The sequence below is a fragment of the Maribacter sp. X9 genome, from assembly GCF_048537565.1.
Taxonomy (GTDB): domain Bacteria; phylum Bacteroidota; class Bacteroidia; order Flavobacteriales; family Flavobacteriaceae; genus Maribacter.
In genome coordinates this window covers 1,998,513-2,011,582 of sequence record NZ_CP183215.1, presented here as the reverse complement: position 1 = coordinate 2,011,582, position 13,070 = coordinate 1,998,513, and the positions used below count along the sequence as shown (strand labels likewise).

General features: G+C 37.1%; 12 protein-coding genes. 4 read left to right on the top strand and 8 right to left on the bottom strand.

What is annotated here, in order from left to right:
- Positions 1–198: 198 nt before the first annotated feature.
- Positions 199–1,392: an ADP-forming succinate--CoA ligase subunit beta gene (sucC, locus tag ACNR9Q_RS08530; protein WP_419214180.1), complete on the bottom strand. Its 1,194-nt coding sequence runs from the start codon at positions 1,390–1,392 to the stop codon at positions 199–201.
- A gap of 133 nt (positions 1,393–1,525) precedes the next feature.
- Positions 1,526–2,164: an LON peptidase substrate-binding domain-containing protein gene (locus ACNR9Q_RS08525; protein WP_419214179.1), complete on the bottom strand. Its 639-nt coding sequence runs from the start codon at positions 2,162–2,164 to the stop codon at positions 1,526–1,528.
- 150 nt (positions 2,165–2,314) lie between these two features.
- Here ACNR9Q_RS08525 and lysA point away from each other — a divergent pair, with 150 nt between their 5' ends.
- The 3 genes from lysA (at position 2,315) to ACNR9Q_RS08510 (ending at position 6,966) form a co-directional block, all read left to right on the top strand.
- Positions 2,315–3,553 (top strand): diaminopimelate decarboxylase, encoded by a 1,239-nt coding sequence (gene lysA, locus ACNR9Q_RS08520; RefSeq protein WP_419214178.1) that lies wholly within the window; start codon positions 2,315–2,317, stop codon positions 3,551–3,553.
- A 103-nt stretch (positions 3,554–3,656) separates the two neighbouring features.
- On the top strand, positions 3,657–4,145 hold the full coding sequence (locus tag ACNR9Q_RS08515) for a thioredoxin family protein (protein WP_419214260.1): 489 nt from the start codon (positions 3,657–3,659) through the stop codon (positions 4,143–4,145).
- A gap of 232 nt (positions 4,146–4,377) precedes the next feature.
- Complete coding sequence (locus tag ACNR9Q_RS08510) at positions 4,378–6,966, top strand: M1 family metallopeptidase (protein WP_419214177.1); 2,589 nt, start codon at positions 4,378–4,380, stop codon at positions 6,964–6,966.
- Positions 6,967–7,030: 64 nt separating this feature from the next.
- Here ACNR9Q_RS08510 and guaB read toward each other — a convergent pair whose 3' ends face one another.
- The 4 genes from guaB to ACNR9Q_RS08490 all read right to left on the bottom strand — a co-directional run bounded on the left by guaB (position 7,031) and on the right by ACNR9Q_RS08490 (position 10,817).
- A complete protein-coding gene (gene guaB / locus ACNR9Q_RS08505; RefSeq protein WP_419214259.1) occupies positions 7,031–8,503 on the bottom strand; it encodes an IMP dehydrogenase in 1,473 nt (490 codons plus the stop codon).
- 39 nt (positions 8,504–8,542) lie between these two features.
- Positions 8,543–9,097: a hypothetical protein gene (locus ACNR9Q_RS08500; protein WP_419214176.1), complete on the bottom strand. Its 555-nt coding sequence runs from the start codon at positions 9,095–9,097 to the stop codon at positions 8,543–8,545.
- A 175-nt stretch (positions 9,098–9,272) separates the two neighbouring features.
- Positions 9,273–10,133, bottom strand: a complete 861-nt coding sequence (locus tag ACNR9Q_RS08495) for a hydroxymethylglutaryl-CoA lyase (RefSeq protein ID WP_419214175.1) — start codon at positions 10,131–10,133, stop codon at positions 9,273–9,275.
- A 63-nt stretch (positions 10,134–10,196) separates the two neighbouring features.
- On the bottom strand, positions 10,197–10,817 hold the full coding sequence (locus ACNR9Q_RS08490; protein WP_419214174.1) for a LysE family translocator: 621 nt from the start codon (positions 10,815–10,817) through the stop codon (positions 10,197–10,199).
- Between the two features lie 83 nt (positions 10,818–10,900).
- Here ACNR9Q_RS08490 and ACNR9Q_RS08485 point away from each other — a divergent pair, with 83 nt between their 5' ends.
- Positions 10,901–11,314 (top strand): Dabb family protein, encoded by a 414-nt coding sequence (locus ACNR9Q_RS08485; RefSeq protein WP_419214173.1) that lies wholly within the window; start codon positions 10,901–10,903, stop codon positions 11,312–11,314.
- A gap of 145 nt (positions 11,315–11,459) precedes the next feature.
- On the opposite strand, the gene ACNR9Q_RS08480 is transcribed toward ACNR9Q_RS08485, so the two are convergent.
- Entirely contained in the window at positions 11,460–12,500 is a 1,041-nt protein-coding gene (locus ACNR9Q_RS08480; RefSeq protein ID WP_419214172.1) for a quinone-dependent dihydroorotate dehydrogenase, read from the bottom strand.
- A 59-nt stretch (positions 12,501–12,559) separates the two neighbouring features.
- Positions 12,560–13,009: a hypothetical protein gene (locus ACNR9Q_RS08475; RefSeq protein WP_419214171.1), complete on the bottom strand. Its 450-nt coding sequence runs from the start codon at positions 13,007–13,009 to the stop codon at positions 12,560–12,562.
- Between the last annotated feature and the right edge of the window lie 61 nt (positions 13,010–13,070).

The window sequence follows — 13,070 nt, the reverse complement described above, 5'->3', positions numbered from 1 at the left end:
CTATATAACAAAATAACGTATTAAAAATTAGAATATGATAATATTTAACATTATTAATTATGCATGTCATAATTAATAATGTTTTTTTTAATCAATTATTACACTTTTTACAACATATTAACAGAAACAATAAAAAAAGGCCACCAAAACAGGTGACCTTTTACCAATACTATTTTAACAAATAAGATGATTACCGTACTAGCCTAATACTTCTTTTACTTTATCTGCTGCTTCCTGAAATTGAACTGCAGAATGAACTGCTAGTCCTGAATTATCGATAATTTCCTTGGCTAGTTCTGCATTAGTTCCTTGAAGTCTTACAATAATTGGAACTTTCATAGCATCTCCCATATTTTTATAAGCATCAACAACCCCCTGAGCTACACGGTCACAACGTACGATACCTCCGAAAATATTTATAAGAATTGCTTTAACATTAGGATCTTTCAAAATGATTCGAAATGCTTCCTCAACTCTTTTAGCATCTGCAGTACCGCCTACATCCAAGAAATTGGCTGGCTCACCGCCTGCCATTTTAATTAAATCCATTGTGGCCATGGCAAGACCTGCTCCGTTCACCATGCAGCCAACATTACCATCTAAATCGACATAGTTAAGACCTACTTCCCTAGCTTCGACCTCTATTGGGTTCTCTTCTCGTAGATCACGCATATCGGCATATTTCTTTCTACGATATAATGCATTATCATCAATGGACACTTTTGCATCCACCGCCATAATCTTATCATCGGACGTTTTCAATACTGGATTGATCTCGAACATGCTAGAATCACTTTCTACATAAGCCGTATACAGAGCGGTAACAAATTTTGTCATCTCTTTGAAAGCGGTACCCGAAAGCCCTAAGTTAAATGCGATCTTTCTTGCCTGAAAGCCTAAAATTCCGGTAGCAGGATCAATTTCCTCAGTAAATATTAGGTGTGGTGTCTTTTCAGCAACCTCTTCAATATCCATTCCACCTTCAGTAGAATACATTATCATATTCTTACCTGTAGCCCTGTTCAATAAAACCGACATATAGAATTCACTTGTCTCGCTATCCCCTGGGTAATACACATCTTCTGCAATCAATACTTGGTGTACTTTTTTACCTTCTGCAGAAGTTTGCGGCGTAACCAAATTCATTCCTATGATCTGGTTTGCCAATTCTTCTACTTCCTTAAGATTTTTGGCCAATTTCACACCACCACCTTTTCCACGACCACCTGCATGTACCTGAGCTTTAACAACATGCCATCCTGTTCCTGTTTCAGCAGTTAATTGCTTTGCCGCCTCAACAGCTTCTTTTGCATTATGGGCAACTATTCCTCTTTGGATGCGCACCCCAAAACTTGCTAATATCTCTTTTCCTTGATATTCGTGAAGGTTCATATATATGGTGATTTTAATTGTTGGACAAAAATAGGAAACAGGAGGTAATAATCTAAAAATAGAGGTGATTAATTGGGATAACTGCGCTAATTAAGTGATTAAAATCACTTGAATTCAATTATAACCGTCTATTTTACATTTTCAAATCCTTAAAATCTAAGGGGTCAAAATTTTTGAAGTGCCCATTAAGTTCAATTATTTTTTTGGTTCGCTCCACTTCTGACAAAACGGTTATGGTCGCCGTCAAATGCAATCCAATAAAATTTAAACGGTCATTTTCCTTTGGCAGCTGTAAAAGTTGATATTCCTGCTCTGGCGATAGCCCTATTTTATGGGCCAATGTAAAACTGTTGAACGCCGATACCGCATACCCTTTGAATGGCACGTCCATCATGGTATATAACTGCCGTATTCCGTCTAAAATAGTCTGTTTTTTTTCATCGTTCGCGTTATAATCGTACTCCATTAGTTTAACAATGCCTCCGGCATACAATTTACCATCCATTTTATTGTCAAAAGTCAAGAGTTTAAAAACTTGCCTTGCCACACAGACCACATCCATTTCACCATTGTCATAGGTATTCACAACCTCTACCAATTGAACCTCTGTCCCAAATTCCATTTTATTATTAATGAAAACCGGAATTCCAAAAGTAATGGCCTCATTCCTACAATCATTGATCAGTTGTTTGTAGCGTTCCTCAAATATGTGGAGTGGCACCGTTTCACCAGGAAAAAATATAGACGGCAGCGGAAATAGAGGTATTTTCATTCTATAAAAATACAAAGGACATCAAACGACTACAAAATATTACTTCAATAAAATGTTACAAATAACACATTTTGTTATTTTTATTGTTTTTAAGTGGTTATTTTTGTTCTTGACAAATTAGAAAACTAAATTTGTCTAAAATTTGATGGTATGAAGAATGAGGATTTGTTGCAAATAGCAAAAACGTATGGCGATCCTGTATACGTATATGACTCTGAAAAAATAATTTCCCAATTCAATAGACTGACCAAAGCTTTTGGATCAGTGAAGAAATTAAAGCTTAACTACGCTGCCAAAGCGCTATCGAATATTACGGTGTTAAGACTAATGAACAGTCTCGGTAGCGGTTTGGACACCGTTTCAATCCAAGAAGTACAATTGGGGCTTTTGGCAGGTTTTAAACCAGAGTCCATCATTTTTACGCCTAATGGTGTTTCTTTGGAAGAAATTGAAGAAGCTTCCAAACTTGGGGTACGTATTAACATAGACAATCTTTCCATTCTGGAACAATTTGGCAGCAAACATCCCAACATTCCTGTTTGTATACGAATCAATCCACATGTCATGGCAGGTGGAAATTCAAATATATCTGTAGGGCATATTGACTCAAAATTCGGTATTAGTATTCATCAGATTCCGCATTTGTTGCGTATCGTCGATTTAACAAAAATGAACATTAACGGAATACACATGCATACCGGTAGTGATATTTTAGATATCGATGTATTCTTATATGCCTCTGAAATTCTTTTTGATACTGCCCGTAATTTTAAAAATTTAGATTTTATCGATTTTGGAAGTGGGTTTAAAGTACCTTATAAAGAGGGTGATATTGAAACCAATGTTGAGGAGTTGGGGAAAAAACTAAGTACCCGTTTTAATGAATTTTGTAAAGAATATGGTAAAGACCTTACGCTTGCCTTTGAACCAGGTAAGTTCTTGGTCAGTGAAGCGGGTGTTTTCCTAGCTAAAGTAAATGTTGTAAAACAGACCACTTCAACCGTTTTTGCCAGTGTTGATTCCGGTTTCAATCATTTGATTCGTCCAATGCTATACGGAGCTACCCACAGCATTAAAAATATATCGAACCCTGAAGGCCGCGAAAGATACTATTCTGTTGTAGGCTATATTTGTGAGACTGATACGTTTGCCAGCAATAAAAGAATAAACGAAATTACAGAAGGTGATATTCTTTGCTTTAAAAATGCAGGTGCCTATTGTTTTACGATGGCCAGCAACTATAATTCAAGGTTCAGACCACCCGAAGTACTTTGGCATAAAGGAAAAGCAATTTTGATTCGTGAGCGAGAAACTTTTGATGACCTCATTAGAAATCAAGTGGATATAAAAGATTTATTTTCAGTTAAGGAAGCCGCCAAAGTAAAATAAAGAAAGGAAAAATTCGTTAGTTTTAGTATGGTTATTTGACTAATACCGAAAAAATATGAAACTCATCCCCCTTTTCTTTAGTAAAATTGCTCTAGTGGTAGCTATGCTTATCTTTTCAAGTGCATTATATGCGCAAGAAGTGAAATGGCTTACTTGGGATGAGGCGGCAAAGTTATCTGCAACTGATAAAAATCCTAAAAAAGTTTTCATTGATGTATACACCGATTGGTGTGGCTGGTGTAAAAAAATGGACAAGGATACATTTCAAAACGCTGAAGTTGCGGCATATATGGCAGAAAACTATTATATGGTAAAGATGAATGGCGAAGGCAAGGAACCCATTGAATTTAAAGGCAAGACCTACAAATTCGTTCCTTCTGGAAGAAATGGGTATCATGAATTCGCCGCAGCGCTAATGCAAGGTAGAATGAGCTACCCAACTACTATCTTCTTGGACGAGAAACTGAACATGTTATCCCCTCTGCCGGGTTATCAAAAACCTGAGCCTTTTTTAAATATAGCCCGCTATTTCGGTGATAATATTTACAAAGAAAAAGATTGGAACGCTTACGTAGGATCTGGTGGACAGTAAAATTCTCAAAGCTTAAAATACCTAAATATATCTCAGACCTATTTTTCAACGTCCCACTAGTTCTGCTATAAAACCGAAAAGAAAATATTTAATGTGGTTCGCGTAAGAACTATGGTCAATTATACGCATAACACTTTAAAAATATTAACCGTACCATTTAATTTTACCCCTCTTTCTATTGCAATACATTGTGCTTTAGGGTAATTTCACAACCCCAACCAATGTCACTAAAATGAAAAGAGTTTACCTCTATTTACTGTTTATTACTTTATTCACAGCGTGCTCGAACAAGAATAACTCAAAAAATGAGGATTCACTTTCTAATGGTGTTTCCTTAACCTTAGCCGAAAATCGTGCTACGTACCTTTCAAAAATCAGATATAACTTGATTTTTAAAATTCCAAATGAGAAGGAGAATCCAATCCAATCCAATCTTGTTCTCGATTTCAATTTAAATACGGTCAATGCACCGGTTTACTTAGATTTCAAAGATGAAACCTCAAAAATAAAGTCACTATCGGTAAATGGCCATGAAGCACCGATCAATCATAAAAAAGAACACCTTACTTTACCAAAGAAGCTTCTTAGAGAAGGTAGCAATACAGTTAATATAAATTTTATTGCAGGTGAGCTTTCCCTTAACCGTAATGAGGAATTCCTCTATACACTTTTAGTTCCGGATCGTGCAAGAACGTTGTTCCCGTGCTTTGACCAACCAAATTTAAAGGCTGTTTACAACTTGAAAATAATAGCTCCCAAAAACTGGACGGTCCTCTGCGGAGCTCCACAAGTGCAACAAGAGGAAAATGGAGCGTTCATTACGCACACCTTCGCACCCTCTGACAAAATGAGCACTTATTTGTTCTCCTTTGTAGCAGGAAAATTTGAAACCGTCAAGCAAAAAATAGGCGAATTTAAAATGACCCTGTTATATAGAGAAACCGATAGTAATAAAATTTCCTATAGTACCGATTCCATTTTCAACCTACATCATCAAGCGGTTTCTTTTCTTCAAGATTATACAGCCTATTCATTTCCCTTTCAAAAATTAGATTTCGCAGCCATACCCGGTTTTCAATATGGTGGCATGGAGCATGTAGGTGCCATTCAATATCGCGAAGACGCCCTATTTTTAGACGAAAGTGCAACTGAAAATAGAATATTAAGTAGAGCCAAGCTAATCGCTCACGAAACCTCACATATGTGGTTTGGGGATTTGGTCACTATGGATTGGTTCAATGACGTATGGATGAAAGAGGTTTTTGCCAATTTTATGGCAGATAAAATTGTGAATCCTGCCTTCCCGAAAATCAACCATGACCTATCGTTTATGACCACCCATTACCCAAGAGCTTATGGTGAAGATAGAACTTTAGGCACTAATCCAATACGGCAAAATCTAGAAAATCTCAACAATGCCGGTTCACTATACGGTAGCATTATTTACAACAAAGCGCCGATTATGATGCGCCAATTAGAAGGAGCCATGGGAAAACAGGCATTTCAAGAAGGTATACAGGAGTATATTAAAACCTATGCCTATGGAAATGCAGTATGGAACGATCTGATCCAGATTTTGGATAAGAAGTCAGAGATTGATTTAGAGGCGTGGAGCGAAGTTTGGGTAAACAGTTCAAGCCGACCCATTTTCACCGATTCAATTGTCTATAATCCCGAAGGAAGAATAACCGATTTTAAACTGATCCAAAATGCCGAAGATAACAGTAAGCACATTTGGCCGCAAACTTTTGACATTTCATTGGTTTATCCTGATACTTTGGAAACGATAACGATAGCTATAAAAACTAAAAAACAAATAATCAAACAAGCAATTGGCAAACTTAAACCTTTAGCTGTTTATTATAACTCCAACGGTCTTGGGTATGGTATTTTTCCAATACAAGAACCAATATTAACCACAATAGGAAGCATATCAGACGAAGTTACACGTGGGTACACCTATATCAATGCTTACGAAAATACGTTAACGGGAGCGATAGAAGCTTCCCAACTGTTAGATAACTTTCTATCGGCTATTCAAAAAGAAAAAAATCCCATCTTGGTGAACTTGCTATCAGGCTATATACGCTCTATGTATTGGAAATACCTTTCAAATGAACAAAGAACCGTGTATCAACCCCTTCTAGCGGAAGAATTATGGAAGGAACTCAATTCAGATAGTTCATCGAATCTAAAGAAAACTATTTTCAACGTTTTTCGTTCGATTGCCTATTCTGGAAATTCTTTAAATCAACTCTATAGCATTTGGAAAACCGAAACCCAAATTCCTAATTTAAAACTCAACGACGACGATTATACGGAACTGGCTATGGATCTTGCTTTATACGGACACAAAGAAAGTAGTTCTATTCTGTCAACGGCAAAGGAAGCGATTACCAACCCGGATAAACTTGAACGTTTTGAATTCTTACTAGCCTCGGTCTCTAAGGATAACCGTGTGAAAAATGAATTCTTCGAATCGCTTAAATCGGAAAAAAATAGAGCGAAGGAATCATGGGTCGCCACGGCAATGGACAATTTAAATCATCCAATCCACCAAAAGGAATCCATTTCCTATTTACGACCGAGTCTAGACCTACTCGATGAAATTCAAAAAACAGGGGATATTTTCTTTCCGAAACGTTGGTTGAACAGTACTATTGGCAACTATTCTTCAGCAGAAGCATACGATATCATACAAACTTTTTTAGAAGATAACCCAGATTTGAATCCGTCGCTCAAAAATAAACTTTTACAAGCATCCGATGATTTAAGGAGGGTGCAGCTACTTCACAAAAAAATAGATAAATCGGTGAACTGATACCAACTAAAAAGCCCTTTCATTGAGTATTGACAGGGCTTTTTTTTTAAATATTATTTCTAATTTACCTACTATAATTAGGACTTTCCTTAGTGATGGTGACATCGTGCGGGTGGCTTTCATTGATGCCGCTAGCCGTAATTTTCACAAACCTGCCATTTTCTTGAAGTGTGGCAATATCCTTGGCACCACAATACCCCATACCAGCTCGTAAGCCACCGATAAATTGGTGGATGCTTTCGAAAAGATCCCCTTTATACGGTACACGCCCAACGATACCTTCTGGTACCAATTTCTTAATGTCATCTTCTACATCTTGAAAATAGCGATCTTTAGAACCTTGTTTCATAGCTTCTACAGAACCCATGCCTCGGTAACTTTTAAACTTTCTTCCTTCGTATATAATGGTTTCTCCGGGAGATTCTTTGGTACCTGCCAATAACGACCCTAACATGACGGTATCAGCACCTGCTGCGATAGCCTTTGGAATATCTCCCGTATAGCGTATTCCACCATCCGCGATTACAGGTACACCAGAACCTTTTATCGCCGCGGCAACTTCCAATACTGCTGAAAATTGCGGAAAACCAACTCCCGCAACTACACGTGTCGTGCAAATAGAACCAGGTCCAATACCTACTTTAACGGCATCGGCACCGGCTTCAACGAGATATTTAGCAGCTTCACCTGTGGCGATGTTACCTACGATCACCTCTAAATCAGGAAATTTTTTCTTCACTGCTTTTAGAACTTCAACTACCCCTTTCGTATGTCCGTGGGCCGTGTCTATAACAACTGCATCAACACCTGCATTAACTAATGCCTCAGCCCTTTCCACTGCATCACTTGTAACACCTAAAGCCGCGGCAACACGTAACCTGCCGTATTGATCTTTATTTGCTATTGGTTTTTGGGTCAACTTTGTAATATCCCTAAAGGTAATCAGTCCCACCAGTTTATTCTCCTTTGTAACAACAGGTAGCTTCTCGATTTTATGTTCTTGCAAAATTTCCTCAGCTTGTGAAAGTGAAGTACCTTCTTCAGTTGTTACCAAATTTTCTGAGGTCATTACCTCAGCAATTGGGCGTTCATTGTTTTTTTCGAAACGTAAATCCCTATTCGTTACAATTCCTAATAGTTTTCCCTCATCATCCACTATGGGAATTCCACCAATGCTAAATTCCTTCATATTCGCTTTAGCATCCTTTACTTTCGAATTCAAGGGAAGCGTAACCGGATCTAAGATCATACCACTTTCCGCACGTTTCACCTTTCTTACTTTCAAGGCTTGTTGCTCAATGGTCATATTTTTATGCAAAACACCAATACCGCCTTCTTGGGCCATGGCAATGGCCATTCTAGACTCGGTTACCGTATCCATAGCTGCCGAAATAATCGGAACATTGATCGTTATATTTCTCGTGAATTTTGTCTGAATGTTTACTTCTCTAGGAAGCACATCTGAAAAGGCCGGCACTAATAATACATCATCGTACGTTAGACCTTCTCCTAGAATTTTATTTTGGTGGGCTTGCATGGCAATTAAGGATTTAATTGCGTGCAAATATAGTGAATATTATTGGTTTAAAAGGCTTTGATTATTACCTGAAAAAGTTATCTGAAAAAGAACGATTAAAGCAGAAGTTGAAAATGTAAACGTCATTAAAATACCAGATAACATTATTAGATATTTGACCCAGTCTATTCCCAGCCACAAAAAATAAATTCCTCCAAAAGTCAACAAAACGGATAAAAATGGTTCTACGGTCAAGAAAATTTTAATCGTTTTAGGAATCTTGGTTAACCAAACTAGGCCACCTAACAAGAAAAAAATAAAGGACATCGAAAGAATGTGAGTGTGCATTATAGTCAATATTTCTCGCTTCGTTTTTTTGAATTTCATAATTTCAGCGTCCTCATCTTCTTCATTACCCAAATAATTTTCTGAAATACCATGAATGTTCAGTGAACTGGTTTCGGCCACAAAAGATAACCCTGTGTAATATCCAACCGAGAGAACAATGACAAAAGCACCTATAAATAAGCGTATGGGTCTAGGTAATTTAGATAAGAAACCGTTCAACTGCATATCAATTATTTGAGACTTTGTTTTTATAAAAAATAGAAGCACTCTTAGTGAGCGCCTTTTAATACGACCAACTAATTATTTTCGGTTGAACTGGGTTCAACTAAAAATTTTAACCATGGCGTAAATTTATGCCCTACCCCAACACTAAACAATTTTATTTAAAACAATTCTAAATAAAATTTTTAAAAGATTTATTAGGAGACAAGTTAACGAAGGATTAATAATACTTAGAAAATAGCTCAGAAGCTTTGTTATAGGCTGCTTCAAAGGTCATCCAATTCACTCCTGTATCTTCTTTTTTTTCCGTAAAATACGAAAGCATCTTTTCGGTGGGCATGTTTCCTGTTAGCTCATCCTTGGCCATAGGACAACCACCAAAACCTTGAACGGCACCATCGAACCTTCGGCAACCCGCTTGATAAGCCGCATCTACCTTTTCAAACCACTGGGTAGGTGTCGTATGCATATGGGCACCAAATTCGATATTCGGGTATTTTGGAATAAGGTTGGAAAATAAGTAGCTGATCGTTTCGGAGTCAGAGGTTCCCACCGTATCGGATAACGATAAAATCTTGGCTCCCATTTTGGCAAGTTTTTCGGTCCATTGTCCTACGATATCAACGTTCCACGGATCTCCGTAAGGATTTCCGAAACCCATTGAAATATAGGTCACCACTTCTTTATCTGATGCATCTGCGATATTGAAAATTTCCTGTAATGTTACAACAGATTCTTCTATAGTTTTATGCGTATTCCGCATTTGAAAATTCTCGGAAATCGAAAAGGGAAATCCCAAATAATCAATTTCTGAATGCGCGACCGCATCCTGCGCTCCTCTTATATTGGCTACGATGGCCAACAATTTTGTATTCGTCTTCGAAAGGTCCAACTTTGAAAGCACCTGTGCCGTATCTACCATTTGCGGAATGGCCTTGGGAGAAACAAAACTTCCGAAATCAATCGTATCAAAACCACAGCCTAATAATGATTGAATATAACGCACCTTTTGGTCGGTGGGTATAAACTCCTTAATGCCTTGCATGGCATCTCTAGGACATTCTATCACTTTGGTTTTCATAATTGACATTTCGTAAAAATACAAACTCCCAAGAAGTTGTTGTAAATTAAAACGGGAAATAAACTAAGCGAAAATCAAATAGATCGCTATCCCTACAAAGGCAATTATCTGTACCCATTTTAGAACAAAACCAGTTCTTTTGTTATTGTTCAAATAAATGGCTATAGTTCCGGATAGAAAAGCGATTCCGCTAAAAACTATGGACGAAACCACTATAAAGAGGAGTCCTAAAATATAGAATTGAACGACGGTATCCAATGAATCAGCAAACAGAAACCCAGGGAAAAAAGCCAAGAAAAAAATAGTGACTTTAGGATTCAGCACATTCATTATAAATCCTTTTCTGTATAAAGACCACAACGATAGTTTAGATGCATCTGCAGGTTTTAATGAGATAGTATCAGAACCACGATAAACCGAAAAAGCCAAGTACAGAAGGTATAGTGCCCCAAATATTTTAATGGCATTGAAAATATTGGGATTATTTTTAATGACCGCAGATACTCCAAATGCCAAAAGTGAAGTATGCACAAGGCAACCGGTCATTAAACCCGCCGTGGTCGCCAATCCATATTTCTTACCGTTGGTGATGCTTTGAATCAATACGAAAATATTATCAGGCCCGGGAGAAAGGGACAAGGCGAACGTAGCCGACGAAAATGCGAATAAAGTTTCGTAGTTCAAATAACAACTATTTTAGCTTTGTAAAATACGAATAATCGATAAGTACTTCATTTTTTTAATATCTTGTTGAAAAATTTGAAAACATGAAATTAAAATTCCTCTCTTTTGCCATTTTCTTCATTAGTTTTTCGACCATATGTTCGGCAATAGAAACTTCATCCATAAATAAATTCAACATGACCCAATCAGATAGTCTTTTAAGACATGTGGTGCTTTTTAAATTTAAAGAAGGAACTACCAAGGCACAAATGAAAGAGGTAGAAGATGCCTTTAGTGCACTTCCTTCAAAAATAGAACAAATAAAAGGGTATGAGTGGGGATTGAACAACAGCCCTGAAGGTTTGGAAAAAGGTTTTACGCATGCTTTCTTTCTAACATTTGAAAGTGAAGAAGATCGCGCAATCTATCTACCACACCCAGACCACAAAGCCTTTGGTGCCGTACTGACGCCCTATTTAGATGATGTGTTGGTCATTGATTATTGGACGAAAGGATAGTGGATGGTTGATGGTTGATGGTTGATGGTTGATGGTTGATGGTAAAATCTTAAACTTTGCCCTGAAACATGATTGTTTTCGAATACATTCCCTTTTTCAATAACAACAGCATACTTCAGACTTTAAACTTTTCAATTTCATTCCTTTACTTCATACCGTTCAAAATAGCCTTATTAATCCTTTTTACCAATCCTGGTCCCTCATAGACAAATCCGGTCCAAAGTTGAATTAAATCGGCTCCTGCTTCCAACTTTTCTAAGGCATCTTCTGGAGAATGAATTCCCCCTACCCCTATAATAGGAAAAGATTTTTTACTCTTCTCGGCTAAAAATCGGATAACTTCCGTACTTCTATCTTTTAAAGGTTTGCCGCTTAGACCCCCGGCTTCCTCAACCAAAAGCGTATGCGATTTTAAATTGTCCCTTGCTATAGTGGTATTCGTGGCAATTACACCATCGATTTTCGTTGTACTTACAATATCTATAATATCAAATAACTGATTTTCGGTAAGGTCGGGTGCTATTTTGAGAAGAATAGGCTTGCGAACGGTGTTTTTGCGTTTACGGTATTTTGAATTTTCAAGTTGAAGTTCATTCAATAAAGCGGTCAGTGGTTCTTTATCTTGTAACTCACGAAGACCAGGTGTATTCGGTGAACTTACATTGACCACAAAATAATCTACATGATCGAAAAGCGCATCGAAACATATCAGATAATCCTTAATGGCCTCATTATTTGGAGTCACCTTGTTTTTACCAATATTCCCCCCGATCAATACCTTATGTTTCTTTTTAAGTTGTTCAACCGCATCGAAAACGCCCTTATTATTGAAACCCATACGGTTAATAATTGCCTGGTCTTCTTTTAGACGGAACAAGCGCTTTTTTGGATTTCCATCTTGTTGCTTTGGTGTCAAAGTGCCTATTTCAATAAAACCGAATCCAAAATCGGATAGTTCATTATAGAGTGCTGCATTTTTGTCGAACCCAGCGGCAAGTCCTACCGGATTCTTAAATTTCAGACCGAAAATTTCACGTTCCAACCGTTTATCCTCAACAAGAAATAAAGCTTTAAAAAGGCCTGAAAATCCAATTTTGGAAAAAAATTTGATACTTGAAAAAATCCAATGATGAACCATCTCTGGGTCAAATAGGAATAAAATTGGTCTTAGTAAACGCCTGTACATAGGTAGATTTTAACTGTCGCAAAAATACAAACTGTATCTGACAAACGATAATGAATAAATTACCTGTTTTCAGTATTTATACTGTCAGCATAAATAGTAGGCGTTACTATAAAAGGAGAACGCGAAGCCTCCTTACAGAGTGAACGATATAACTCATATTGCTTCGGATTAAAAAGGGTCAACATTCTTTTATCGATCATACTTTGCACCCGTTCCATACTGTCCATTACACGCTTATATTTATCGGCCAATTGACCCAATTCGGCCACCGTACTTTGTGGATGACGGTTCATCACATTATCCAATTCATTATTTAGAAGTTCGTTTCTGTATTTTACCTCTGAACTGAAATTGACCAATTTTTCCCTTTGAAAAGTATTAAGTTGAAAAACCTCAGAAATTACGGTATCGTTTGTTACCCCAACCCCTAAAATACAATCTGCCTGAGCCATTACATTAGTAACCATAAAACTCAAAACAAGCAACACTATACTACTTATTTTTGTCATCGGATTAAATACAGAATCTTACAGCTACTAAATTACAATTTATAAACCTATTTTTGATAAA

Excerpts from the sequence above, each read along its gene's own strand:
- ACNR9Q_RS08515 (WP_419214260.1), top strand. The coding sequence starts at position 3,657 with ATGCTTATCTTTTCAAGTGCATTATATGCGCAAGAAGTGAAATGGCTT.
- ACNR9Q_RS08480 (WP_419214172.1), bottom strand. The coding sequence starts at position 12,500 with ATGTACAGGCGTTTACTAAGACCAATTTTATTCCTATTTGACCCAGAG.
- ACNR9Q_RS08495 (WP_419214175.1), bottom strand. The coding sequence starts at position 10,133 with ATGAAAACCAAAGTGATAGAATGTCCTAGAGATGCCATGCAAGGCATT.
- guaB (WP_419214259.1), bottom strand. The coding sequence starts at position 8,503 with ATGCAAGCCCACCAAAATAAAATTCTAGGAGAAGGTCTAACGTACGAT.
- ACNR9Q_RS08525 (WP_419214179.1), bottom strand. The coding sequence starts at position 2,164 with ATGAAAATACCTCTATTTCCGCTGCCGTCTATATTTTTTCCTGGTGAA.
- ACNR9Q_RS08475 (WP_419214171.1), bottom strand. The coding sequence starts at position 13,009 with ATGACAAAAATAAGTAGTATAGTGTTGCTTGTTTTGAGTTTTATGGTT.
- ACNR9Q_RS08485 (WP_419214173.1), top strand. The coding sequence starts at position 10,901 with ATGAAATTAAAATTCCTCTCTTTTGCCATTTTCTTCATTAGTTTTTCG.
- sucC (WP_419214180.1), bottom strand. The coding sequence starts at position 1,392 with ATGAACCTTCACGAATATCAAGGAAAAGAGATATTAGCAAGTTTTGGG.
- ACNR9Q_RS08510 (WP_419214177.1), top strand. The coding sequence starts at position 4,378 with ATGAAAAGAGTTTACCTCTATTTACTGTTTATTACTTTATTCACAGCG.
- lysA (WP_419214178.1), top strand. The coding sequence starts at position 2,315 with ATGAAGAATGAGGATTTGTTGCAAATAGCAAAAACGTATGGCGATCCT.